This is a genomic window from Mesorhizobium sp. HAY1-8B, assembly GCF_056868045.1.
Genome location: NZ_CP200321.1, coordinates 1,429,518 through 1,453,605 on the forward strand (window position 1 = coordinate 1,429,518; position 24,088 = coordinate 1,453,605).

At 64.1% G+C, this 24,088-nt stretch carries 21 protein-coding genes and 1 tRNA gene; 7 read left to right on the plus strand and 15 right to left on the minus strand.

Going from position 1 to position 24,088, the window contains the following annotated elements; all coding sequences use genetic code 11:
* Positions 1-216: 216 nt before the first annotated feature.
* The 4 genes from gyrB to AC1VON_RS07105 all read right to left on the minus strand — a co-directional run bounded on the left by gyrB (position 217) and on the right by AC1VON_RS07105 (position 6,126).
* Positions 217-2,688 (minus strand): DNA topoisomerase (ATP-hydrolyzing) subunit B, encoded by a 2,472-nt coding sequence (gene gyrB / locus AC1VON_RS07090; protein WP_483121173.1) that lies wholly within the window; start codon positions 2,686-2,688, stop codon positions 217-219.
* 161 nt (positions 2,689-2,849) lie between these two features.
* Entirely contained in the window at positions 2,850-4,799 is a 1,950-nt protein-coding gene (locus AC1VON_RS07095) for a tetratricopeptide repeat protein (RefSeq protein ID WP_483121174.1), read from the minus strand.
* A complete protein-coding gene (locus tag AC1VON_RS07100; protein ID WP_483121175.1) occupies positions 4,768-5,469 on the minus strand; it encodes a caspase family protein in 702 nt (233 codons plus the stop codon). Before AC1VON_RS07100 ends, AC1VON_RS07095 begins: the two co-directional genes overlap by 32 nt.
* 87 nt (positions 5,470-5,556) lie before the next feature.
* On the minus strand, positions 5,557-6,126 hold the full coding sequence (locus AC1VON_RS07105; protein WP_172347298.1) for an NADPH-dependent FMN reductase: 570 nt from the start codon (positions 6,124-6,126) through the stop codon (positions 5,557-5,559).
* A gap of 198 nt (positions 6,127-6,324) precedes the next feature.
* Between AC1VON_RS07105 and AC1VON_RS07110 the strand changes: the two genes are divergently transcribed.
* The gene (locus AC1VON_RS07110) at positions 6,325-7,692 is read left to right on the plus strand and encodes a cytochrome P450 (RefSeq protein ID WP_483121177.1); all 1,368 of its coding nucleotides are present in this window, start codon (positions 6,325-6,327) and stop codon (positions 7,690-7,692) included.
* A gap of 165 nt (positions 7,693-7,857) precedes the next feature.
* Here the strand turns inward: AC1VON_RS07110 and AC1VON_RS07115 are convergent, their stop codons facing one another.
* The 7 genes from AC1VON_RS07115 to AC1VON_RS07145 form a co-directional block, all read right to left on the minus strand.
* The gene (locus tag AC1VON_RS07115) at positions 7,858-8,835 is read right to left on the minus strand and encodes a complex I NDUFA9 subunit family protein (protein WP_483121178.1); all 978 of its coding nucleotides are present in this window, start codon (positions 8,833-8,835) and stop codon (positions 7,858-7,860) included.
* Between the two features lie 110 nt (positions 8,836-8,945).
* Positions 8,946-9,398, minus strand: coding sequence for a DoxX family protein (locus AC1VON_RS07120; protein WP_483121180.1), 453 nt, complete (start codon positions 9,396-9,398; stop codon positions 8,946-8,948).
* Between the two features lie 342 nt (positions 9,399-9,740).
* Positions 9,741-10,742: an Ldh family oxidoreductase gene (locus tag AC1VON_RS07125; RefSeq protein WP_483121182.1), complete on the minus strand. Its 1,002-nt coding sequence runs from the start codon at positions 10,740-10,742 to the stop codon at positions 9,741-9,743.
* 151 nt (positions 10,743-10,893) lie between these two features.
* Positions 10,894-11,703 (minus strand): ABC transporter permease, encoded by an 810-nt coding sequence (locus tag AC1VON_RS07130; protein ID WP_483121184.1) that lies wholly within the window; start codon positions 11,701-11,703, stop codon positions 10,894-10,896.
* Positions 11,703-12,368, minus strand: coding sequence for an ABC transporter permease (locus AC1VON_RS07135; RefSeq protein ID WP_483121186.1), 666 nt, complete (start codon positions 12,366-12,368; stop codon positions 11,703-11,705). The genes AC1VON_RS07130 and AC1VON_RS07135 overlap by 1 nt, the downstream gene beginning before the upstream one ends.
* A gap of 205 nt (positions 12,369-12,573) precedes the next feature.
* Positions 12,574-13,371: a transporter substrate-binding domain-containing protein gene (locus AC1VON_RS07140; RefSeq protein WP_056569263.1), complete on the minus strand. Its 798-nt coding sequence runs from the start codon at positions 13,369-13,371 to the stop codon at positions 12,574-12,576.
* Positions 13,372-13,425: 54 nt separating this feature from the next.
* Positions 13,426-14,238 carry an ABC transporter ATP-binding protein gene (locus AC1VON_RS07145; protein WP_172347292.1) on the minus strand — a complete coding sequence of 271 codons (813 nt, stop codon included), beginning with the start codon at positions 14,236-14,238 and terminating at the stop codon, positions 13,426-13,428.
* 219 nt (positions 14,239-14,457) lie between these two features.
* Between AC1VON_RS07145 and AC1VON_RS07150 the strand changes: the two genes are divergently transcribed.
* The 3 genes from AC1VON_RS07150 (at position 14,458) to AC1VON_RS07160 (ending at position 17,851) form a co-directional block, all read left to right on the plus strand.
* Positions 14,458-15,306 carry a dimethylarginine dimethylaminohydrolase family protein gene (locus tag AC1VON_RS07150; RefSeq protein WP_483126284.1) on the plus strand — a complete coding sequence of 283 codons (849 nt, stop codon included), beginning with the start codon at positions 14,458-14,460 and terminating at the stop codon, positions 15,304-15,306.
* The gene (locus AC1VON_RS07155) at positions 15,303-16,907 is read left to right on the plus strand and encodes a 5-guanidino-2-oxopentanoate decarboxylase (protein WP_483121188.1); all 1,605 of its coding nucleotides are present in this window, start codon (positions 15,303-15,305) and stop codon (positions 16,905-16,907) included. The genes AC1VON_RS07150 and AC1VON_RS07155 overlap by 4 nt, the downstream gene beginning before the upstream one ends.
* Positions 16,908-17,143: 236 nt before the next feature.
* Entirely contained in the window at positions 17,144-17,851 is a 708-nt protein-coding gene (locus AC1VON_RS07160; protein WP_483121190.1) for an SDR family NAD(P)-dependent oxidoreductase, read from the plus strand.
* 89 nt (positions 17,852-17,940) lie between these two features.
* On the opposite strand, the gene rpsA is transcribed toward AC1VON_RS07160, so the two are convergent.
* From rpsA to aroA, 3 genes are all read right to left on the minus strand, one after another.
* Entirely contained in the window at positions 17,941-19,638 is a 1,698-nt protein-coding gene (rpsA, locus tag AC1VON_RS07165; RefSeq protein WP_056569274.1) for a 30S ribosomal protein S1, read from the minus strand.
* Positions 19,639-19,845: 207 nt separating this feature from the next.
* Positions 19,846-20,496, minus strand: a complete 651-nt coding sequence (gene cmk, locus AC1VON_RS07170; protein ID WP_172347289.1) for a (d)CMP kinase — start codon at positions 20,494-20,496, stop codon at positions 19,846-19,848.
* A gap of 278 nt (positions 20,497-20,774) precedes the next feature.
* Complete coding sequence (gene aroA, locus AC1VON_RS07175) at positions 20,775-22,133, minus strand: 3-phosphoshikimate 1-carboxyvinyltransferase (protein ID WP_483121192.1); 1,359 nt, start codon at positions 22,131-22,133, stop codon at positions 20,775-20,777.
* Between the two features lie 206 nt (positions 22,134-22,339).
* Between aroA and AC1VON_RS07180 the strand changes: the two genes are divergently transcribed.
* The 3 genes from AC1VON_RS07180 (at position 22,340) to AC1VON_RS07190 (ending at position 23,287) form a co-directional block, all read left to right on the plus strand.
* Positions 22,340-22,726: a TIGR02300 family protein gene (locus AC1VON_RS07180; protein ID WP_056569283.1), complete on the plus strand. Its 387-nt coding sequence runs from the start codon at positions 22,340-22,342 to the stop codon at positions 22,724-22,726.
* A 172-nt stretch (positions 22,727-22,898) separates the two neighbouring features.
* Positions 22,899-22,974: transfer RNA gene (locus AC1VON_RS07185), tRNA-Ala, on the plus strand.
* Positions 22,975-23,152: 178 nt separating this feature from the next.
* Positions 23,153-23,287 carry a hypothetical protein gene (locus tag AC1VON_RS07190; protein ID WP_483121194.1) on the plus strand — a complete coding sequence of 45 codons (135 nt, stop codon included), beginning with the start codon at positions 23,153-23,155 and terminating at the stop codon, positions 23,285-23,287.
* 35 nt (positions 23,288-23,322) lie between these two features.
* On the opposite strand, the gene AC1VON_RS07195 is transcribed toward AC1VON_RS07190, so the two are convergent.
* Complete coding sequence (locus tag AC1VON_RS07195; protein WP_056569286.1) at positions 23,323-24,069, minus strand: SDR family NAD(P)-dependent oxidoreductase; 747 nt, start codon at positions 24,067-24,069, stop codon at positions 23,323-23,325.
* Positions 24,070-24,088: the final 19 nt, after the last annotated feature.

The following is a 24,088-nucleotide window of genomic DNA, read 5'->3' on the forward strand; positions in this document are numbered from 1 at the left end:
CATGAAGGCCTCCTGTGAGCAATTGTGATCGATGTGTCACAATGTCCCGAGATGACTTCCGTTCCGGCGGGCTATAAAATGATTTTGTTTGCCGGCGATGGAACACGTTGGCGCGTCATGGGCCGTTTCACGAGAACGTTGAACTGCTCTATCTCTTTCCTTGAAGCTATTCCCCAGGGATAGCGCTATGCTTGGGCGCGCCAATATTGCGGTCGATCAAATATCCAGATTGGCGACCGACAGCGCATTGTCCTGGATGAATTCGCGCCGAGGCTCCACCTCGTCGCCCATCAGACGCGAGAACAGGCTGTCGGCATCGGTCGCATCATTGACCTTGACCTGCAGCAGCGAACGCACATTCGGGTCGAGCGTGGTCTCCCAGAGCTGCTCGGCATTCATCTCGCCGAGACCCTTGTAGCGCTGCATGGTCAGGCCCTTGCGGCCGGTCGCAAAGACGGCGTTGAGCAGCGCCAGCGGCCCCGAGACTGTTTCGGCCACATCCTTGCGCCGCAGCACCGGCGGCGTCCCGTAGACCTCACTGAGGCGCTGTGCGTAGCGGTCAAGCTGGCGGGCGTCGGCCGAATTGATCAGCCCCATGTCGAGATGGGCGTATTCCTTGACGCTGCGCACGGTGCGCTCGAAGACATAGCCGCCGCTGCCGTCATTCGAGGTCGACATGCGGCCGATCCAGCCGCGCTCGGTGTCCTCGGCGATGATGTCGAGCCGTTGTGCAATCCGCTCCGCCATGGCGTTGGCGCGGCCAAGATCGCCGAAGACCTCGGGGTTGAGCCCGCCGGCGATCGCGGCTTGTTCGACCACGCCTCTGTTGTAGCGCGTGTGCAGGCCGTTGATCAGCTGGCGGACAGCGAGCGCGTCGTCAACGGCACCGCGCAGATCCTGCCCGGTCCGCACTTCGCCTGAACCCAGCGTGAGCGAAGCTTCCTCCAACCCGGACTCGATCAGGAACTCCTCGAAGGCGCTTTCATTCTTGATGTATTGCGAGCTCTTGCCACGCGTTACCTTGTAGAGCGGCGGCTGGGCGATGTAGAGATGGCCGCGCTCGATCAGCTCCGGCATCTGCCGGAAGAAGAAGGTGAGCAGCAGGGTTCTGATATGGGCGCCGTCGACGTCGGCGTCGGTCATCAGGATGATCTTGTGGTAGCGCAGCTTGTCGGCGTTGAACTCGTCCTTGCCGATCGAGGTGCCGAGCGCGGTGATCAGCGTACCGATCATGTCGGAGCCGAGCATGCGGTCGAAGCGGGCGCGCTCGACATTGAGGATCTTGCCGCGCAGCGGCAGGATGGCCTGGTTCTGGCGCGAGCGGCCGCCCTTGGCCGAGCCACCGGCCGAGTCACCCTCGACGATGAAGATTTCCGATTTTGCCGGGTCGCGCTCCTGGCAGTCGGCCAGCTTGCCCGGCAGCGAAGTAACGCCGAGCGAGGTCTTGCGGGTGATGTCGCGCGCCTTGCGCGCGGCTTCGCGCGCCGCCGCGGCCTGGATCACCTTCTCGATGACCACCTTGCCTTCCGTCGGATGCTCTTCCAGCCAGGTGCCGAGCGCCTCGTTGACCAGTCCCTCGACCACCGGCCGCACTTCCGACGAGACCAGCTTGTCCTTGGTCTGCGAGGAGAACTTCGGGTCGGGAACCTTGACCGACAGCACCGCCGTCAGGCCCTCGCGGCAATCGTCGCCGATCAGCGAGACCTTTTCCTTCTTGGTCTGACCCGAGGATTCGCCATAGCCGGTGATCTGGCGCGTCAGCGCGCCACGGAAGCCGGCCAGATGGGTACCGCCATCACGCTGCGGGATGTTGTTGGTGAAGGCCAGCACGTTCTCGTGGTAGCTGTCGTTCCACCACATCGCCACTTCGACGGTGATGCCGTCGCGCTCGGCCTTGATGGCGATCGGCTTCTCGATCAGCGGTTTCTTGACCCGGTCGAGATATTTGACGAACTCTTCGAGGCCTCCATCATAGTGCAGTTCATGCCGTACGATGTCAGCGTGACGGGCATCGGTCAGAACGATGCGCACGCCGGAATTGAGGAAGGCGAGCTCGCGCAGCCGGTGCTCCAGCGTGCCGAAGTCGAACTCGACCATGGTGAAGGTCTCGGCCGACGGAAAGAAGGTGATCGAGCTGCCGCTGCGACCCTCATAGGTGCCTGGCTGCTTGTCCTGTTGGTAGCTGCCCGTCGCCTTCAGCGGCGCATCGGCATTGCCGTGGGTGAAGCTCATCTCATAAATCTGGCCGTTGCGGCGGATCTTGAGCTTCAGCCATGCCGAAAGGGCGTTGACCACCGAGACACCGACGCCATGCAGGCCGCCCGACACCTTGTAGGAGTTCTGGTCGAACTTGCCGCCGGCATGCAGCTGCGTCATGATCACTTCGGCGGCCGAAATGCCTTCGCCGGTGTGGATATCGGTCGGAATGCCACGGCCATTGTCGATTACCGTCACCGAACCATCGGGGTTGAGCGTCACGGTGACGAGATCGGCGTGACCGGCCAGCGCCTCGTCGATGGCGTTGTCGACCACCTCATAGACCATGTGATGCAGGCCGGAACCGTCGTCGGTGTCGCCGATATACATGCCAGGGCGTTTGCGGACAGCATCCAACCCCTTCAAAACCTTGATGGAATCGGCGCCGTATTCGGCTTCGGCGCCGTTGGTGTTCTCGGTCTGGTCGCTCATGAAAACCTATTGTCTAGATGCCGCTTGTACAGCGCGAAAAATCGGCCCCGAATCGCGCGTCTGATATGCGCTAGATATAGGCGCTAAAGGCGGTTTTTCCAAGGTTTGCGGGCATTTCCTCGGGGATGAGCCGGCTGTCCATGGCTGGCTCCCGCCGGGCGCTATTTCGCCTTGGCCACGCGCTCCCTGAGAAACTTGATCATGAACTTGTATCGCGGCGCCAGCCGCCCGGTCCGGTCGAGTTCCAGCGTCATGTCGAGCGCCTGGGAGAGCACCGCCTTGGGGTTCTTGGCGACCTGGGCGTAGTCGACCATGGCGACCACCAGGTCGCGCTGCCATGTCGCGTTATCAGGGTCGGACCGGGCAAGCTGCTGGCGGATGTCGAGGCTGTCCTGAAAGGCCTGCCGTGCACCTCTGACGTCGCGTTGCCTGACCTTGAGCATGCCGATCTCGGACAGCGTGATCGACAAGTCGCGTTGCCAGTCGGCATTCGCCGGATCGAGTTTCGCCAGCCTGTCGGCGATGGCGAAACTGTCCATATAGGCTTTCAGCGCCCCGTTTTGGTCGCCCTGAATGGCGAGAACCCCGGCGACCTTTTCAATAGATACCGAAAGGTCGCGCTGCCAGTCGGTGTTGTTTGGATCGCTGGCTGCCAGCACGCGGGATATTCGGAGCGCTTCCTGATAGGCGGCCAGTGCGTCCGGCCACTTCTCCTGGTCGCTCAGCGCATTGCCGATCTTGGCGTTGCCGACCGACAGGTCGCGTTTCAACTCGCTGTTGTCGGGATCGCGGCTGACCAGTTGTTCGACGATCGCGTGGCTCGCCTGGTAGGCCGCGAGCGCACCGGCGGCATCGCCGCGTTCGCGCTTGAGATCGCCGATCGTGTCATGGCTGACGGAGACGTCGCGCTGGCGCTCGGCATCCTGCGGCTTCTTCCCGGCCAGCGCCAACCGGATCTTCAGGCTCTCCTCATAGGCCGCCTCGGCATTGTCGAACTGGCCGGCGCTGTGTGCCAGATTGCCGATCTCGTCATAGGTGATGGTCAGGTCGCGTTGCAGGTCGGCGCGTTCGGGTTCGTTGGCGGCGAGCTGTTTCTTGATCGACAGGCTTTCCTGATAGACCTGCGAGGCCCCCGCCAGATCGCCTTGCGTCACCAGCACATTGCCGATCTTGTCGTCGACCATGGCGAAATCGCCGAACCATGGCAGGCGGCCGGGCTCGGCCGCGGTCAAATCCAGGAGCATGGTTCTGGCTGTCTGGTAATTCTCCAGCGCGGCCGGCAGGTCGCCTTGCGCCATCCTGATATTGCCGAGCTTGATATGGCTGACGGCAAAGTCGCGCTTGACGCTCGGATCGGTTTCCCGGGCGGCGCGCAATTCGAGATTGGATACCAGCGCCGAAAAGGCTCGGCCTGCGGCGTCGGTGTTGCCGACAAGGGTGTAGAGCTTGCCGAGTTCGTCCAGGGTGCGGATCTGGCGGTCGGCATCCTCCAACGCCAATGAGGACTGCCCGGCCTCGCCATAGAGCGACAACACCGTTTCATAGTCCTTGATGGCGGTGGCGTAGTCGAGGTCGGCGCGCGCCGCACCGCCGGACAGATAAAGCGTCGCGGCCTCGGAAAGGGTGCGGCTGACGAAATTGACCTTCAGCGCCTGGCGCGAAACATTGTCGATGTCGGCTGCCTTGGCGAGAAGGGCGCGGGCGCCATCGAAGGCGCCGAGCGAAAGCTGTTCCTCGGCCTGCCGGCGCAACTCCGCCACCCGCGGATCGTCGGAGGCGAGTGTCTTCATTTCGCTGCGCACCTTGACGAACGCGTCGGCAGCTTCGCGCAGCCGGGCGTTCAGGCTGTCGGCGGAGAGATGGCCGGCGTCGGCGCTGATCAGTGCGCCATAGAGCGGGGCCAGCGGCATGTCGGCGTCGCTGGCGATCTGCTCGACCTCGCCGCGCATCTCCGGTGTCACATCGGCCATGGCAAGCAGCAGGCGTTCGCGCTCCGGCAGCTGTTCCTTGGCCGCAGTGGCAAAGAACAATTTCGGCAGGCCGCTTTCGACATAAGGCAGCTGTTTGCCGCGTGTGAGGTCATACACCTCCTGCTGCACCAAGGTCAGCACCGAGCGGATCTTCGAGCCCGTCCGTGCCGAGATATTTGGTCAGCGCCGTCGTGAAGGGTGAGTTTTGCCCGGTGCCGTCGGCGGCCGTCTCGCCGGGTGCGGCCGAGAAAGCGAACAGGATGTTTTCCGCTCGCCCGACGCGGCCGAGGCCTGGCTTGACCTTGTCGGCGACATCCTTCGCTAGCGAGGTCGCGCCGCGACCGTCGCCGCTGCTCCCCGAGAACGGATCACTGCGGCAGGCGTCGAGTACGATCAGCCCGACCTTCGCGGTGGCGGCCACGGCGTCGCGCACCTCTTCCAGCGGCAGGCTGGTCTTGTCCAGTTGATCGAGCGAGGAGGCGTCGGCATCGACCGGCAGCAGCCGGTTGTCGCCGGAGATTTCGACGCCATGGCCGGAGAAATAGACCAAGGCCACATCGGCGCCCTTGGCATCCTCGCGAAAATCGTCGAGAGCGCGCCGCATACGCCTGAGGTCGCGATTGGTTTCGAGCACGACCTCGAAGCCGAGTTTCTTCAGCGCGGCTTGCATGGCCTCGCCATCATGCAGGGGATTGGCAAGCGGCCGGACCAGCCGGTAGTCATCCTCGGCGATGACCAGCGCCACGCGCCGTTCCGCGACCGCGGTGACGGTGGTCGCAAGCATCAGCAGCAAGGCAAACAGCAAACGCAAGTCGAACCGCCCCCGGCTCAGTCCCTTGCCGACCATTCCACCTCTTCATGGCGCGAGCAAGCCGGGCATTCGGCCAAACCGGCTCTTTCAGGCAGCGCGCATCGGTTTCAACGCCTCGCTCCAGCGCAACAGCTCGTCCAGCATGGTCCTGGCGCCACCGGTCACCTGGTCGCTGGCGCTGAAGGCACCGTTCTCGTCGAGCAGCTTCTGGTACATCGGCAGCGCGACGCCCTCGGGGATCGGCATGATCCCCACGGCGGCCAACAGAGGCTTCAGCGCCTGCGCAGCGCGCAGGCCGCCGGAGACGCCGCCATAGCTGAAAATGGCGGCGGGCTTGTACTTCCATTCGCGCGCGAGGTAGTCGATCGCGTTGATGATCGCGGGCGCGGCGAAATAATTGTACTCCGGCGCCACGAAGACAAAGGCGTCGGCGGCGTCGATCGCCTTCGACCATGCCTTGGTGTGGTCGTTCTGATAGTTGCCCAGCCTCGGATGATGCGGTTCGTCGAGCACCGGCAGGTGGAACGCGGCGATGTCGGTCAGCACCGGTTCGAATTTCCCGTGCTCGCGCGCGAACGTCTCCAGCCATTCCGCGAAAACAGGACCGGCGCGGCCTGGCCGCGTGCTGCCGATGATGATGTTCAACTGGTGCTTCAAGACAGGCTCCTTTGTCGGCGGTATCTGTTGGTGACTGTCACTACGGCAGAGCGTCCTGTCGGACAAGGTTGAACGCCAGGCGGAGCGGTCACGATCGGATGAACAGACTGCCTGCTTCGTACCGCGAATTGCCTGCCGTTCGGTCACATGGACGTCCGGGGTGCCAGCCACTACATTGAAGCAGCAGCGGAGCACTTCATGGACATTCAGCCCGCCCCCTTCGTTCCTCCCGCACCGAAGCCGCGCACATCGCCGCCTTCGACGCTGGAGATGATCCGCATCGTCTACCGCAATCCGCTCGAACTCTGGGGCGAGCCGACCTACAACGAACCCTGGATTTCGGCCAAGGGCGCCGGCGGCCCGCTGGTCATCGCCAACGATCCCGGCCTCATCCGCCATGTTCTGGTCGACAACGCCAAGAACTACAAAATGGCAACGGTGCGCCAGAAGATCTTGCGCCCGATCCTGCGCGATGGCCTGCTGACCGCCGAGGGCGAGGTCTGGAAGCGGTCGCGCAAGGCAATGGCGCCGGTGTTCACGCCGCGCCACATCTTCGGCTTTGCCCAGCCGATGCTGAAGCGCACGCTCGAATTCGTCACCCGCTACGAGCAGGGCGGCACATCCGACATTGCCCATGACATGACGCTGCTCACCTATGACATCCTGGCCGAGACGCTGTTCTCCGGCGAAATCGCGGGCGAGCCGGGCAGTTTCGCCAACGAGATCGACCGTTTGTTCGAGACCATGGGCCGTGTCGATCCGCTCGACCTGCTGCGCGCGCCCGACTGGCTGCCGCGGCTCACCCGCATCCGCGGCCGCAAGACCATGGCCTATTTCCGCAAGATCGTGACCGATACCGTCAAGATGCGCGAAGAGAAATTCAGGCGTGATCCCGATGCCGTACCACAGGATTTCCTGACGCTGTTGCTCAAGGCCGAAGGCCCGGAGGGGCTGACGCGCTCGGAGGTCGAGGACAACATCATCACCTTCATCGGCGCCGGCCATGAGACGACGGCGCGGGCGCTTGGCTGGACGCTTTATTGCCTCGCCGAATCGCCATGGGAGCGCAACCGGGTCGAGCAGGAAATCGACCAGGTTCTGGCCCGCGAACCCGATCCGACGAAGTGGCTCGACGCCATGCCGTTGACCCGCGCCGCCTTCGACGAGGCGCTCCGGCTCTATCCGCCGGCGCCCTCGATCAACCGCGAGCCGATCGTGCCTGAGATGTGGAAGGATCTCTATATCCCCAAGCACGCGGCCGTGCTGGTGATGCCGTGGGTCGTCCATCGTCACAGGAAGCTGTGGGACCGGCCAGATGCCTTCCTGCCCGAGCGTTTCCACCCGGGGAACCGTGAAAAGATCGACCGTTTCCAGTATCTGCCGTTCGGAGCAGGCCCGCGCGTCTGCATCGGCGCCAGTTTCGCCATGCAGGAGGCGATCATCGCGCTCGCCATCCTTTTGTCGCGCTTCCGCTTCGACACCACGGCCGAAACAAAACCCTGGCCGGTGCAGAAATTGACGACCCAGCCGCAAGGCGGGCTGCCGATGCAGGTAACGCCTCGCTAGAGCAATTCCAGGAAAAGTGTATAACGGTTTTCCGTCCGGAATTGCGTAAAAACAAATAGTTAGAGCGGTTCTGCGGTTCCGTGAAACGCTCTAGGCATGCCGACATTCAGGTGATCCCGCCTGCGAACGATGGCGGCCTGACGTGAATCTCAACGCACCTTGGGCTTATGCTGCGGGCTTGCGCTGCTGGAACTGGCCGGCGGCGCGGAAGCGCCAGAGGTAGCTCGGCAGGATCGTTGCGATCGACTGCGGCTGGATGCCAAGCCCGGCAAGTGTCCGGTTGGCCTTGGCAGCGGCGTCCGAAACGATGTTATGCTCGCGCAACTGCATCACCTGGTCCTTGGTCAGCAGCGGATTGGGCAACAGGCCGAGGATCGACGCCTGGATGTTGGCCACCCACCACGGCACCGGGACCAGCAGGCGCTTGCGCTCGATCACCGTCAGCAACTCTTCCATGCACTCCTTGAAGGTGAGCACATTGGGGCCGCCAAGCTCGTAGATCTGGCCGCGATTGACCTTGCCGTCGACCGAGCGCGCCACCGCCTCGGCGACGTCCCCGACATAGACCGGCTGGAACTTGGTCTGGCCGCCGCCGATCAGCGGCAGCACCGGCGAATAGCGCGCCATGTTGGCAAAGCGGTTGAAGAAGCTGTCCTCGGGTCCGAAGGTGATCGACGGCCGGAAGATGACGGCGTCGGGAATCGTCTCCAGCACGGCCTTCTCGCCTAGCGCCTTGGTGCGCGCGTAATCCGATTCGGAGCCCGCATCGGCGCCAAGCGCCGAAACATGCGTCAGCCCGGCGCCAACGGAACGCGCGGCCTCGGCGACGGCGCGGGCGCCGAATTCATGCACGGCGGAGAATTTCTGCCGGCCGCTCTCATGCAGGACGGCAACGAGATTGACGACATGGTCGGCCCCTTGCACGGCGCGGTCGACCGACCAGCGCACCCGCACATTGGCCTGTACCGGCTGGATCTGGCCTACGTTGCCGAGCGGCTGCAAATGGCCGGCAAGGTCGGGCCGCCGGCAGGCGACCCGGATGCGATAGCCGCGCTTGGCCAGCGCGCGCACGACATGGCGGCCGACAAAGCCTGACCCGCCAAAGACGACGACGAGCTTTGGGGTCTGCAGGATTTCGGTCATGGTGGGCTCCGGCGCACTTTCCAGATGGCTTGGCTGAAGCCGTTTCATAGTCCGTTTTGCGCCAAAGGCAAAGGGTGACGCGTCGTCGCGTCACCGCTCTCGAAAGCTTGTCAGAATGCCTTGCCGATGCGGGCGTCGACCGAGTGCCGGTTGCCGCCGCGAATGACGAAGAAGAGCAGGATCGCGGCCCACAAAAGCGACTTCTCGGCACCCGAATAACCCTGGCCCATGGTCACCCAGTGGAACCAGACGGTGACCAGCAGCACGAACAGGCCGGCAAAAGCGGCCGGCCGTGTCAAAAACCCGATGGCGATGAAAATGCCGCCGAAAAATTCGGCGCAGGCCAGAAGCAGCGACCAGAAGGCGCCGGGATAGAAGCCGAGGCCTTCGACCATTTCGGCCGCACCGAACGGATTGGTGATCTTCTGCGAGCCATGGATGGTAAGAAACCCGCCGGCGATGACGCGAAGAAGGGTTTCGGCCCCGTCATGCAGCGACGAATACAGGCGGCCAAGCGCCGGAATGATCAGCTTGCCGTGGGAAGCGTCGGTGGTTGCGGACATCGTGGCTCCTGTTGTTGTGATGATCCCCATGCAAACGCCCGATGGTCCCCGTCAAGTCAAGTTAACAAAAGTTAACTTTCACAATCATGTTTATGTGCGCAGGATGAAACGCAGAAAACCCCGCCGAAGCGGGGTTTTCCGGGTGAAGTTCATGTCGAAACCAGGGTCCAACGAGGCGGCCTGACCTGAGACGGTATCAGCTTGGCGTGAAGCAAGCCCGCCCGCCCCAGCCCTGGACGCATCCGACAGAAGACACCGACCGGGCAACCCCAACCCGGACAATCATGGGTCGTCGCGATGCGCGCAAAGGTTCACGAAGGCACGGAAAAAAAGTCGATCTCTTCAAGCCGAATAGCGCTCGGCGAATTCGGAAATGCGCTGCACCACCGCCTTGGGCGCGGTGATGCCGCGCGCCTGCGCCTTCTCGACCGCCTCGGCCCGGGCACGGCCCGGCACATGCACGCCAAAGCGGCGGCGCAGACGGTCAAGCTGGTCCTTCATGCGCTGCTCGAAATCCGGGTCGAGCAGCTTGGGCTCGATGGCCAGCACGAACAGGCCGGTTCCGGGGCTGTCCGGCCCACCGGTGAACGATGGCGCGTCGAGCGACCAGTTGGCCCCGGAAATGCCCGCCGCCAGCACTTCGACCATCAGCGCGATGTTGGCCCCGCGCTGGCCGCCAAAGGCAAGCATGGCGCCTTTCATGGCCGCTGCCGGATCGGTGGTCGGGTTGCCGCTGGCGTCCAGCGCCCAGCCTTCGGGAATTTTCTTGCCGTCCTCGGCCGCCTTGCGGATGTTGACGAAGGCCGTGGCGCTCGAGGACTGATCGATGACAAGCGGCGCGCCGTCGGCGGCCGGTGCGGCAAACGACATCGGGTTGGTGCAATAGACCGGCTTGACAGAGCCCGAGCCGGCGAGAACGGCCGGGCCATTGGTGGCGGCGAACGATACCAGTCCCTGTGCCGCCAGCCTTCCGGTGAAATAGCCAAGCGCGCCGCATGTATAGGCGTTCTTCTGCGAGAAGATGGCAACGCCGAACAGTCTTGCCGCCTTGGCGAGGTCGTCGATCGTCCGGTCGAAGCCGGTATGCGCCAGCCCGCCGCGTGCGTCGGAAAGATAGACGGCCAGCGCCGGCCTGGTGATCACCGGATCGGCATTGCCGTCGATGCGGCCGGCCTCGAGGGCCTCGAGATAGTCGATGAAATGCGAAAGCCCGACGGCCGAAAGCCCTTCCGCCTCGGCTGCGATGATCGAGGCCGTGAGCGATTGCGCGGCCTCCTCATTGGCGCCGGCGCCGAGTGCCGCCATCCGGCACAGTCCTCTTGCCTGGTCGAGACTGAGTTGCATTATGGCCGTCCTGGGGTCGCGAGAACTGGTTGAGTTGGTCGGGTCCGTGCGTGCGTAGCAGCAGATGAGCCGGCGTTTGTGTTGAAAATCGTCCGCAACTGCAAGAAAAGCGGCGGATATCTCCATCGTGCCGTGCGCGATCGGTGCGCCTCTAGCCGACCTTGACCGGTATCCGCGCTTCGATCCGGCTGAAGGCCAGGACGAGAATGCCGGTGATCGCCATATAGATCAACGCCAGCAGCAGCAAGGGCTCGTAGGTGAGGTAGGTATCCTGTCGCACCTTGGACGAGACGGCGAAGATATCGATGACGCTGATCGTCGCCACCAGGGGCGTCGACTTCAACTGCAGCACGGTTTCACCGGTCAGCGTCGGCAGTGCCCGATAGAAGGCCTGCGGCAGCCATATGCGCTGGAAGATCTTCCAGCGGTTCATGCCGAAGGCGCGGGCGGCTTCCAGCTGTCCCTTGGGCACGCCGGCAAAGGCGCCGCGCATCACCTCGCCCTCGTAACCTGCGAAGGACAGGGTCAGAGCCAGCACGCCATACGGCCAGGCCTGTCTGAGATAGGGCCACATCCAGGATTCGCGGATCCATGGATATTGCGGGAACAGCGAACCCAGCCCGTAATAGAGCAGCCACAGTTGCAAAAGCAGCGGTGTGCCGCGGATGATGGTGCAGAAAACCTTCGCCGGCGCCGCAACCCAGATTGAACCGGCGGCTTGCGCCAGCCCGACCGGCACGGCGATCAGAAAGCCGAGCACGCAGGTGACGGCCAGGATCCACAGGGAGCGCCAGATGCCCATCAGGCCCAGTGCCCAATATTGCGGCAGCCAGTCCCAGCGCATGAAAAAGGCGGCTGACAGCACCAACCCCAGAGCGATCACGATGAGGACGATGCGATGCGGCTGCAGCCATAGCGAGGCGCGCGCCGCCGTGTTGATGATGGCAGCTTCGCCCACCATCAGCGTGCGTCCTTGATCGAAGGCATGCCGCGCCGCGCCCATTTCTCGGCGCGGCCAAGCAGGAGGTTGGAAAACAGCGTCACCGCGAGATAGAGCACTCCGGCGGCGAGATAGAATATCAGATAGGCCTTGGTGACTCCTGCCGCCTGCCGTGTCGCAAGCGTCAGTTCGAAGAAGCCGACGACGGCCAGCAGCGCGGTGTCCTTGGTCGCGATCAGCCACAGATTGGCGAGACCCGGAATGGCGAAGGGCAGCATCGCCGGCAGCGTGATACGCCGCAGGAGAAGGCCGGGCGACATGCCATAGGCGCGGGCGGCTTCGATCTGGCCCTGCGGGATGGCGAGGATCGCGCCGCGCATGACTTCTGTCGAGTAGGCGCCCTGGACGAAGCCAAGCACGGCTATGCCGGCCACCAGCCCGTTGATATCGACACGCTGGTAGCCGATCGCGGTGAGCATCTGGTTTATCAGGTCGGTGCCGGCGTAGTAGAGCAACAGGATCAGCACCAGTTCGGGCACGGCGCGCACCACGGTGGTGTAGACCGCAAGCAGGTCGCGCACGACAGGCCCGCCATAGAGCTTGCCGTAGGCACCGCAGGTTCCGATGAACAGGCCGACGATCGTGGCGCCGACGGCGATCTCGATCGAATGCAGCAGCCCGAGCATGAGTGTCCCGCCCCAGCCGACCGGCGCGGGCGACAGGAGTTCGATGATACCGGCCGCCGAGGCCGGAAGAAGCGCGTCGATCAGCTTCGCCCCCGGTTTGCTGGCGCTATTCGCCGACGTCAGTGGCCGACGGCAAGCATGCGTGGGAAGGGTCGGCCGGAGAGCATGACCTTGGCGTCATGCCCTCCGGCCTGTGCGAGGGGGGTCAGTTCGACTGCGTCGAGCCGCCGTAAATGTCGAAATCGAAATATTTCTTCGAGATTTCGTCATACTTGCCGTTGGCGCGGATCGCCTTGATGCCGGCGTTGATCTTTTCCTTCAGGGCGGTGTCTTCCTTGCGCACGCCGGCGCCGACGCCCGGTCCGAGCACTTCGTCGTCCGGAGCCACCATGCCCTTCAAGTCGCAGCAGGCCTTGCCCTGGTCGGACTTGAGGAATTCGCCAAGCGCGATGGAGTCTGCCTGCACCGCATCGAGGCGGCCGGCGGCGAGATCCTGGTTGGCTTCGTCCTGGGTCTGGTATTCCTTGATTTCGGAAGCGGTGGCGCCGAAGTGCTTTTTGGCGTAGACGGCGTGCACGGTCGACACCTGGACGCCGACGACCTTGCCCTTGAGGTCATCCGGCGTCGAGCCGAACTTCTGGTCCTTCGGTCCGATGATCGCCGTCGGCGTGTTGTAATACTTGTCCGAGAAGTCGATCGTCTTCTTGCGTTCGTCGGTGATCGACATCGACGAGACGATGAGATCGATCTTCTTGGTGGTCAGCGCCGGAATGATGCCGTCCCAGGCAACGGGCGTGATGACGCAGTCGAGTTTTTCCTCGGCGCAGACGGCGTCGATGAAGTCGATCTCCCAGCCGACCCATTTGCCCGAAGCATCCGGCGAGGTGAAGGGCGGATAGGGCTCGGCGGCGACACCGATCTTGACCGGATCGGCCTTGGCCACGCCCATGGCGGCGACGCCGAGCAGCAGTGCCGCGGCGAATGTCTTCAGAACAGTCTTCATTTCAAACTCCCAGTTTGTTGTTGGTTCCCGGTTTTCTTCCGTCTCGGCCTGTCCCTAGCCGATGTTGCGGATGAACTGCTTCAGCCTTTCGGATTTCGGTGCGCCGAAGATCTGCTCCGGCGGGCCTTCTTCCTCGACCAGCCCGTTGTAGAGATAGACGACGTGGGTCGCGACCTCGCGGGCGAACTTCATTTCATGGGTGACCAGCACCATGGTGCGGCCCTCGCGCGCCAGGTCGCCGATCACCTTCAGCACCTCGCCGACCAGTTCGGGGTCGAGCGCCGAAGTCGGCTCGTCAAACAGCATGACGCGCGGATTGATGGCGAGCGCGCGCGCGATAGCGGCGCGCTGCTGCTGGCCGCCCGACAGATAGGCGGGATAGACGTCGCGCTTTTCGGCAAGCCCGACGCGCGCCAGCAGCTTTTCGGCCTGGGCGATCGCCTCGTCGCGCTTGACGCCAAGCACATGCACCGGAACCTCGATGACGTTTTCGATCAGCGTCATGTGGCTCCACAGATTGAAATTCTGGAACACCATGCCGAGCTTGGAGCGGATGCGCTCGATCTGTTTGCGGTCTGCCGGAACGGTGTGGCCGTGGCTGTCCGCCTTCAGCTTGATCTCCTCGCCATTGACGCGGATGATGCCGCTGGTCGGATTTTCGAGGCAGTTGATGCAGCGCAGCAGCGTCGATTTGCCCGAGCCTGAGCCACCGATGATGGCGATTACCTCACCGTCGCGCGCCGACAGCGACACGCCCTTCAGCACATGCAGTTCGCCGAATTTCTTGTGTAGGTTTTCGACATGGATGGCTTCGGCGGCGCCGTCCTGCGCCGTTTGTGTGAGGACGGATGCGGCGCCCTGCGCCATCATCCCTTCGACGCTCCGCGGAGCGGTCGAGCCCATCGCTGCTGGATTGTTTTACCCATTACCCATCACTGGACAGAGTTCCCATTCTCAAGATGGACCGTTCCGCTTGCCTCCGTCAACCATGGTTTTTGGACCATTGATCACGGCTTGCTGTAGTGGTTAGTGGCGGCAGGGATGTTTCGGGAGAATTTAGTGGGCAAAACATACGGTTCGCAGTCCATGGCAGGACCGCTCAAACGCGTGCTGATGCGATCCGCGTCGAGTGCCATGCGCCACGCCAGGGCGCGGGAATGGCACTATGGCCCAGGCTTTGACCCGCAAAAAGCCGCCGCCCAGCATGAGCGGCTGACGCGGCTGGTCGCCGCTTCAGGTGCCGAGATCGAATGGCTGACGGACGCCGATGACGGGCTGGCCGATTCCGTCTTCACCCACGATCCTTCGCTGATGACCGATCACGGCGCCATCATCCTGTCCATGGGCAAGGCACTGCGCCGGCCGGAGCCCGGCCTGCACGAAGCCGCCTACACCCGCATGGGCATTCCGATCCTCGGCCGCATCGAGCATCCCGGTCAGGTGGAAGGCGGTGACTGCGTCTGGGTCGATGCTGGCACGCTGGCCATCGGCCGCGGCGTACGCACCAACCAGGACGGCATCCAGCAGCTCGCCAACCTGCTCTCGCCCAAGGGCATACAGGTCTTTGGTTTCGATCTGCCACTGTGGCACGGCGAAGAGGCCTGCCTGCATCTGATGTCGGTGATCAGCCCGCTCGCCGACGATCTGGCTTTGGTCTATTCGCCGCTCCTGCCGGCGCCTTTCTACCAGATGCTGCGGGCACGCGGCATCAAGCTGGTCGAGGGCGATGCCGATGAGTTCATGGCCTCCAACGGGCTCAGCCTCAACGTCCTGCCGACCGCACCGCACCAGGTGATCGCCGTCGCCGGTTTTCCCAAGACGGCGGCGGCCATGGCGGCGGCCGGCTGCACGGTCTCCACCTTCGAGGCGGATGCGCTGTGTATCGCTTGCGAGGGTGGTCCGACCTGCCTGACACGTCCGGTGCTGCGCCAATGACGACAGCTGGGACGACCACGGGGCCGACCATTGGCGAGGCCCTCATCACGCTGCTCGAAGCCCACGGCGTCGACACCGTCTTCGGCATTCCCGGCGTCCACACGGTCGAGCTCTACCGTGGCCTGGCGCGCTCGAAAATCCGCCATGTCACGCCGCGCCACGAACAGGGCGCCGGCTTCATGGCCGACGGCTATGCCCGCGCCAGCGGCAGGCCGGGTGTCGCCTTCGTCATCACCGGACCGGGGCTGACCAACACCATCACCGCCATGGGCCAGGCGCGCGCCGATTCGGTGCCGATGCTGGTCATCTCGGGTGTCAACGCCACGCCGACGCTGGGCAAGGGGCTTGGCTTCCTGCATGAGCTGCCGGATCAGCGCGGCATGATGGAGAAGGTAGCGCTGTTGTCGCAGCGTGTCACCGAGGCCAGCGAGTTGCCCGGGGCATTGGCACGGGCCTTCGCCCTGTTTTCGTCCTCGCGGCCGGGCCCGGTGCATATCGAGATCCCGACCGATGTCATGGTCAAGCCGGCTGACGATATCGCGGCACTGCTGAGCAATGCGGCACCGCCGGCGCCGGACGGCGCGGCAATTGCCCGTGCAGCCAAACTCATCGCGGCCGCGCGCCGCCCGCTGATCTTGGCCGGCGGCGGCGCCAAGTGTGCCGAAGCGCCATTGCGGCGCCTGGCCGAGAAACTCGGTGCGCCGGTCATCGAGACCACCAATGCGCGGGGTCTGCTGCACCGCCACCCGCTCTGCGTGCCGGCAAGCCCCAGCCTGAAGGCGGTCCGCGCGCTGATGGCCGAGGCCGATCTGGTGATTGCCGCCGGCACCGAATTCGGTCCGACCGATTATGACGGCTACGGCGATGGCGGCTTCGTTCTGCCTTCCAACCTGATCCGCATCGACATCGGCGCCGACCAGCTCGCGCGCCGCCCGGTGACGATCGGTATCCAGGCCGACTGCGCCGAGGCGATCGAGGCCTTGCTCGCCGCGACCGGCTCCGCTCATCCTGCGGCGCCAGACGGTGAGGCACGCGCCGCCGCGGCGCGGAGGGCGGCGTTCGCCGAGCTCAGCCCGGCCTATGTGGCGCAGGTGCACGCGGTGGAAATGATCCGTGACGCACTGCCGGGCGCCATTGTCGTCGGCGATTCGACGCAGCCGGTCTATGCCGCCAACCTCTACTACGACCACGACCGGCCGGGCGGCTGGTTCAACGCCGCCACCGGCTTCGGCGCGCTTGGTTACGGCCCGCCGGCGGCGATCGGGGCGGCACTTGCCGTGCCCGATGCACCGGTCGTCTGCCTGACTGGAGACGGTGGTTTCCAGTTCACGCTGCCCGAACTCGGCGCGGCACTCGATGCCCAGGCCCCGGTCATCTTCGTGGTCTGGAACAACAGGGGCTATCGCGAGATCGAGACCTCGATGCTCGATGTCGGTGTGGAACCTGTCGGGGTCTCGCCGGCGCCGCCGGATTTCTGCAAGCTGGCCGAAGCCTATGGCATCGGTGCCGAGCGGCTGGCGGATATCGGCGCCTTGCCGCAGGCGTTGAGGCAGGCGCGGGCGACCGGGTTGCCGCGTGTCATCGAAATCACGGTCGATTGAGCGCCAAGGCCGGCGTTGATTTTTCAACCTGTATCGGCCATTTGCCGGCTTGCCTGTTGCACGGCTCAAGCCGCAGGGCCGGCAAATCGCGGTGGCCAGCGAGCTGACGCATGCAAAGACGCAACAACTGCCATGTCGAGATATCAGTTGAGTGATTGGCCGAAAGGCGCGACGCTTCGCGTCGGCGCGGCGCAACAAGCGAAATAATCATAAGAATACGACAGGAGCGATCCAGGATGACGGAAACACTTCAAGGCAGGCATATCGTCGTGACCGGTGGAACCGGTGCGCTCGGCGGTGCGGTGGTTGGCAGACTGCTGGAGCAGGGCGCGGTCTGCCATGTGCCGAACGCACATGCCGCGGCACCCCAGCATTTTCCATTCGCCGCGCATGAGAACGTCAAGCTGGCGCACAATGTCGACCTGTCGGACTCCGCCAAGGTTGAAGGCTTCTACACTCAGGTTCCCGCCTTGTGGGGATCGATCCATCTCGCCGGCGGTTTCGCCATGGCGCCGGTGGAAAAGATCGAATCGGCGTCCTTTGCCGAGATGATGGACACCAATGCCCGCACCACCTTCCTTTGCAGCCGCGCGGCTATTCGTTCGATGCTGGCTTCGGGCACCGCTGGGCGCATCGTCAATGTGACCGCGCGGGCCGGGCTCGACCCCAGGCGCGGCGCCGGCATGGTCGCCTACACGGCCAGCAAGGCGGCGGTCGCGGCCATGACGGTGGCGATGGCCGAAGAGCTCAAGGCCAAGGGCATCCTTGTCAATGCCGTGGCCCCCTCGACGCTCGACACGCCGGCAAACCGCGCCGACATGCCGGATGCCGATTTCACCAAATGGGTCAGCCTCGAAGCGGCTGCCGAAGCCATCGCCTATCTCGCCTCGCCCGCCAACCAGGCCATGAGCGGAACGCTGGTGCCGCTCTACGGCCGGGCGTAGCTCCGTAATCGAACGACCTGGCTTTCGCCAAAGAAAAACCCCGCCGGATCGCGCCGGCGGGGTTTTGTTTTGGGGGTGGAAGAAGAGGCTTAGTTGCCCTGCTTCTTCAGCGCGGCACCCAGGATATCGCCCAGCGAAGCGCCGGAGTCGGTCGAGCCGTACTGGGCGACCGCTTCCTTCTCTTCGGCGATTTCCAGCGCCTTGATCGAGACCTGCAGCTTGCGGGTCTTCTTGTCGAAGGCGATGACGCGGGCATCGACCTTCTGGCCGACGGTGAAGCGCTCGGGGCGCTGCTCGTCGCGGTCGCGGCTCAGGTCCGAGCGCTTGATGAAGGTCTCGATGCCGCTGTCGACCAGCCGCACTTCCAGACCGCCATCCTTGACGCCGATGACCTCACAGGTGACGACGGCGTTCTTGCGCAGTTCACCAGAAGTCGCCGCTTCGCCGACCGTGTCGCGGGCCAACTGCTTGATGCCGAGCGAGATGCGCTCCTTCTCGATGTCGACGTCGAGCACCTGCGCCTTGACGATGTCGCCGCGATTGTACTCTTCGATGACCTGCTCGCCCGGACGGGTCCAGTCGAGGTCGGAGAGGTGCACCATGCCGTCCACGTCGCCTTCCAGGCCGATGAACAGGCCGAACTCGGTCTTGTTCTTGACCTCGCCCTCGACCTGGCTGCCGACCGGATGGTTGCGCGCGAAGGCTTCCCACGGATTCTCGAGCGTCTGCTTGAGGCCGAGCGAGATGCGGCGCTTGGCCGGATCGACCTCGAGCACCACGACGTCGACTTCCTGCGTCGTCGACAGGATCTTGCCGGGATGCACGTTCTTCTTCGTCCACGACATTTCCGAAACGTGGATGAGGCCTTCGATGCCCGGCTCCAGCTCGACGAACGCGCCGTAGTCGGTGATGTTGGTGACGGTGCCCTTGATCTTCTTGCCGATCGGGAACTTGGTGCCGATCTCGGACCACGGATCGCTCTCGAGCTGCTTCATGCCGAGCGAGATGCGGTGGGTTTCCTGATTGATGCGGATGATCTGCACCTTGACCGTCTGACCGATGTTGAGGATTTCGGTCGGATGGTTGACGCGGCGCCATGCCATGTCGGTGACATGCAGCAGGCCGTCGATGCCGCCGAGGTCGACGAACGCACCGTAGTCGGTGATGTTCTTGACGACGCCTTCGACAACCTGGCCTTCTTCGAGGTTCTGCACGATTTCCGAACGCTGTTCGGCGCGGCTTTCCTCGAGGACGGTGCGGCGCGACACCACGATGTTGCCGCGGCGGCGATCCATCTTGAGGATCTCGAAGGGCTGCGGGTTGTGCATCAGCGGGGAGACGTCGCGGATCGGGCGGATATCGACCTGGCTGCGCGGCAGGAAGGCCACGGCGCCGTCGAGGTCGACGGTGAAGCCGCCCTTGACCTGGTTGAAGATGACGCCTTCGACGCGCTCACCCTTGGTGAACTTCTCTTCGAGGCGGACCCAGCTCTCTTCGCGACGAGCCTTCTCACGCGAAAGCATCGCTTCGCCAAGCGCGTTCTCGATGCGCTCGACATAGACTTCGACGGTGTCACCGACCTTGAGGGTCGTGTCCTTGCCCTTGACGCCGAATTCCTTCAGCGGCACGCGGCCTTCGACCTTGAGGCCGACGTCGATGATGGCCATGTCCTTTTCGATCGCGGTGATCGTGCCCTTGACGACCTGACCTTCGCCGGAATGGCCGGTGGTGAATGATTCTTCGAGCAGGCTCGCGAAATCGTCGCGAGTGGGATTTGCAGCTGACATTGTTTCTCCTGGAGTGCCCCGCATCTCTGAGCGGGACGGGCGCCGTGGGTTAGCGTTGCGTTGGCCTGCCGGCGTTCCGGGCTTTAAAAAGCCCTGGGCCGCTTTGAAGCGGCAATTCCGGCGCATGAAGAATGCTGGCAGGCTGGTTCGTGCCCGATATGGGTATTTTCTTCGCTTCCGGCAACGGAAACAGCATGAAAACCCGGATCAGGCCTTGTTTCTCCTGGCCAGCACGTCGTCAACGATCGCCATGGCCGCGAGAAACGCGGCTTCTATAGCCATTTCGCTGGTATCAAGCAAGTGCGCGTCGGCGGCCGGCTTCAAGGGCGAGTCGGCACGGCCCATGTCGCGCTCGTCGCGGCGCACGATGTCGGCGAGGATTTCGGCGAAATTGGCGGTGCCGCCGATGCTTTCAATCTCGGCCAGCCGGCGTCGTGCCCGCACTTCGGCACTCGCCGTCACATAGAGTTTGATGTCGGCGTCGGGGCACACGACAGTGCCGATGTCGCGCCCGTCCAGCACCGCGCCCGGCGGCGTCTTGGCGAACGCGCGCTGCTTCTCGACGAGAATGCGCCGCACGGTCGGGAACACCGCGACCTTCGAGGCCGCCTCGCCAACGGCATGCGCCGACAAGACCGCGCGGTCAAGCTTCGCCAGGTCGACCTGACGGGCGGCGGTTTCGGCGGCCGAGACATTGTCGAGCGGCAGCGCGTGCTGGATCAGCGCATAGGCGACCGCCCGATAGGTGAGGCCGGTGTCGAGCAGGTTCAGCCGATAGTGGTCGGCAAGCCTCCGGGCCAGCGTGCCCTTGCCGGCGCCGGCGGGTCCGTCGATGGCGATGGTGAAGGTTGAGGTCATTGGCAGCCCAGCGCTTCGCAAGGCTTGGCGTCCAGCCCACGCGCCTTCGTCATCCCAGGGCGGAGCAGGAGCGCAGCTGCGTCGCGGAGACCCTGGGATCCATGCCGTGACATCAGTCGAAGAATGCTGCGGTCCATAACTCTGCATCGTCGAGACGCTTTGGCGTCACGGCATGGATCCTCGGGTCTACGCGTCCGTTTCGCTCCCGCTCCGCCCGTGGATGGCGAAGGGAGGGATGTCGGCCCCCATTCTCCAGGGTTTGTAATTGCCATCACCCGTCACTCAATCTCCGCGCCCAACCCCGTCATCAGCCCCATGAACTCCGGAAAGCTCGTCGCGATCATCGCCTGATCGTCGATGGTCACCGGCTTCTCCGTCGCCAGCCCCATGACCAGAAAGCTCATGGCGATGCGGTGGTCGAGATGGGTTTGCACCGTCGTATCCAGGCCGTTGGGATGGCCGCCGAGGCCCTTGCCGCCCGGCTTGCCGCGCACGGCAAGCGAAGCCTCGCCCTCGGTGCAGTCGACGCCGTTGAGCTTCAGCCCGTTGGCGACGGCCGACAGCCGGTCGGATTCCTTCACCCGCAGCTCTTCCAGCCCCTGCATCAGCGTCTCGCCCTCGGCGAAGCTGGCGGCCACAGCCAGCACCGGGTACTCGTCGATCATCGACGGTGCCCGCTCCGGGGGCACGGTGACGCCCTTCAATTCCGAATAGCGCACGCGCAGGTCGGCGACATCCTCGCCGCCGGCATTGCGCGGGTTGAGGATGTCGATCTTGCCGCCCATTTCCTGCAGCGTCAGAAGCAGGCCGGTGCGGGTCGGGTTCATCAGCACGTTTTCGATCACGATGTCCGAACCCGGCACGATCAGCGCCGCGACCAGCGGGAAGCTGGCCGAGGACGGGTCGCCCGGTACCGCGATCGTCTGGCCTGTCAGCTTGCCCTGGCCCTCGATGAAGATGTGGCGCACGCCGCGTTCGTCGGTCTCGACCGACAGGTTGGCGCCAAAGCCCTTGAGCATCTTTTCGGTGTGGTCGCGCGTCATCACCGGTTCGATCACCGTGGTAATGCCGGGCGTGTTGAGGCCGGCGAGCAGCACGGCTGACTTCACCTGCGCCGAGGCCATCGGCACGCGGTAGGTGATCGGGGCGGCGTGCTTGGGACCATGCAGCGTGATCGGCATGCGGTCGCCGGGTGTGGCCTTCAGCACCTGCACGCCCATCTGGCGCAGCGGCTCGAGCACGCGGCCCATCGGCCGCCCGGACAGCGAGGCGTCGCCGATGAAGGTGGTTTCCATGTCATAGGTGCCGACGAGACCCATGGTCAGCCGTGAGCCGGTGCCGGCATTGCCGAAGTCAAGCGGGCCTTCCGGCTGCAAGAGCGCACCGTTGCCGGTGCCGCGGATCACCCACTCGGCGCCGCGCTTCTCGATATGCGCGCCCATCGCCTTCATGGCCGCGCCCGTGCGCATCACGTCCTCCCCCTCCAGCAGACCGGTGATGCGGGTTTCGCCGGAGGCGAGACCGCCGAACATGAAGGAGCGGTGCGAGATCGACTTGTCGCCCGGCACGCGTGCCGTGCCGGAAAGGGCTTGAGATTTGCGGGCGGTGGCCGGCTTGGCAGCGGCGGCGTGAGACATGGAATTTCCCTGAACGGAATGCCGGCGGGCCGGCGCTTTTCATTTGTTGCGGCGGTCTCGTATCACGGCGGGGCGAAATGGTCATCCCCATGGTCGTCACTTGCCGCGAGGCCTTTCAGGACTTGGTTTTGTGACGCCGGCTTTTGGCTTTGACAGCGCCGCAAACAGTGGTTAAGGGGACCACTCTTTTATTCACGAGGCTTGCCGTGGCAAAAACCGAACTTGGCACAAAGCGTATCGACCCCGAAACGGGTCGAAAATTCTACGACCTGAACAAGGACCCGATCGTCTCGCCCTACACCGGCAAGACCTATCCGCGTTCCTATTTCGAGGAAGGCAAGATCGCCGCTCTCGAGGAGGAAGAGGAAGTGGCCGAGAAGGAAGTGGACGCCGAGGACGAAGAGGGCGTTGAAGTGGTCTCGCTCGAAGAGGCCGACGAGGACGTCAAGGGTGACGACCTGCCGGATCTCGGCGACGACGAGGACGTTGATCTCGGCGACGACGAGGACGATACCTTCCTTGCCGACGAAGAGGAAGAAGACGACGACGTTGCCGACATGATCGGCGTCGGCGACGACGACGACGAGGTCTGATCGACCCGAGAGACAAGCGTTTGCAGGCTTTCTTGGCCTGTGAACAAAAAGCCGGCATTGAAGGCTTGATATCTGGGAAAGGCGGGGTTAGAAGCCGCCTGCACTAACGGCGCGGTGTTCCAACCCGCGCTGATCTCTTCGCCGGAAACGGCGCCGGTTGACTGCCGGAAGTGGGGCCATAGCTCAGTTGGGAGAGCGCTTGAATGGCATTCAAGAGGTCGTCGGTTCGATTCCGATTGGCTCCACCAAACAGTCTCTCAGCCAACCGCAACCGGTGAATGGGCCGTACGGCCCTGGTCACGCTCGCCTCGAGCAGCTCCGCTCACTAGAGGGTTGCGCCGACAATCCAGCCTCACCGCCTAACCGCCGCGCCGACCTTTCCCAAGCAGGGCTCGCCGTCTGTTGCCCATTTCGGCGACGAGATCGATGACGACGCCCCCGCTGGGCTCTCCGCGGCTGCTTCTCGGCTCCGGTCACATTCTAGGCATCGCGGCCGCCATGCCCGACGGCGCGCTCGAGATCGTGCCGGGGCGGACACGTGCCGTCCCGGCCGTCGGCTGACGCCGGAAGCCAGTGCCGCGGAAGCTTGATCTCGATCAGTAGGTCGTGCGTCCACCCGACAGATCGAAGGTCGAGGCCGTGGTGAAGCTGTTTTCTTTCGAGACGAGCCAGGCGACCATGGCGGCGGCCTCGTCGACCTCCAGCAGGCGGCCGCGCGGAATGCGCGAACGCATATATTCGATGTGCTCGGCCGTCAGCTGCTCGAGGATGCGCGTCTGCGCCGTCGCCGGTGAGATGCAGTTGACCGCGATGTCGTACTGCGCCAGTTCCTTGCCAAGCGACTTGGTCATGCCGATGACCGCGGCTTTCGAGGCCGAATAGGCGGCGGCATTGGGATTGCCTTCCTTGCCGGCGACCGAGGCGATGTTGACGATGCGCCCGTAATTGCGCTCCTTCATCCCGGGAACCACGGCGCGGTTGACGTAGAAGGTACCGTTGACGTTGATGTCGATGACCTTCTTCCAGACATCGATGTCGTAGCTATCGAGCGGCGCGGCCGGACCGGCGATGCCCGCCGAGTTGACCAGGATGGAGATCTTGTTGGCGATCTCCTCCGTTCTGGCGCGGGCGGCGTCCACCGCTTCCCAACTGGCTATGTCCACGGCCAGCGTCGTGGCGGCCTTGCCGAGCTCCCGCTTGGCCGCATCGAGACGGGCTTCGTCGATGTCCCACAAGGTGACCGTCGCGCCGGAGGCGACAAAACGCTTGGCCATCGCGAAGCCGAGGCCTTGCGCGCCGCCGGTGACCACGGCGTGCTGGCCGTCAAGATCGATCCTGTTCATGTCGAGCGGTTCTTTCCGT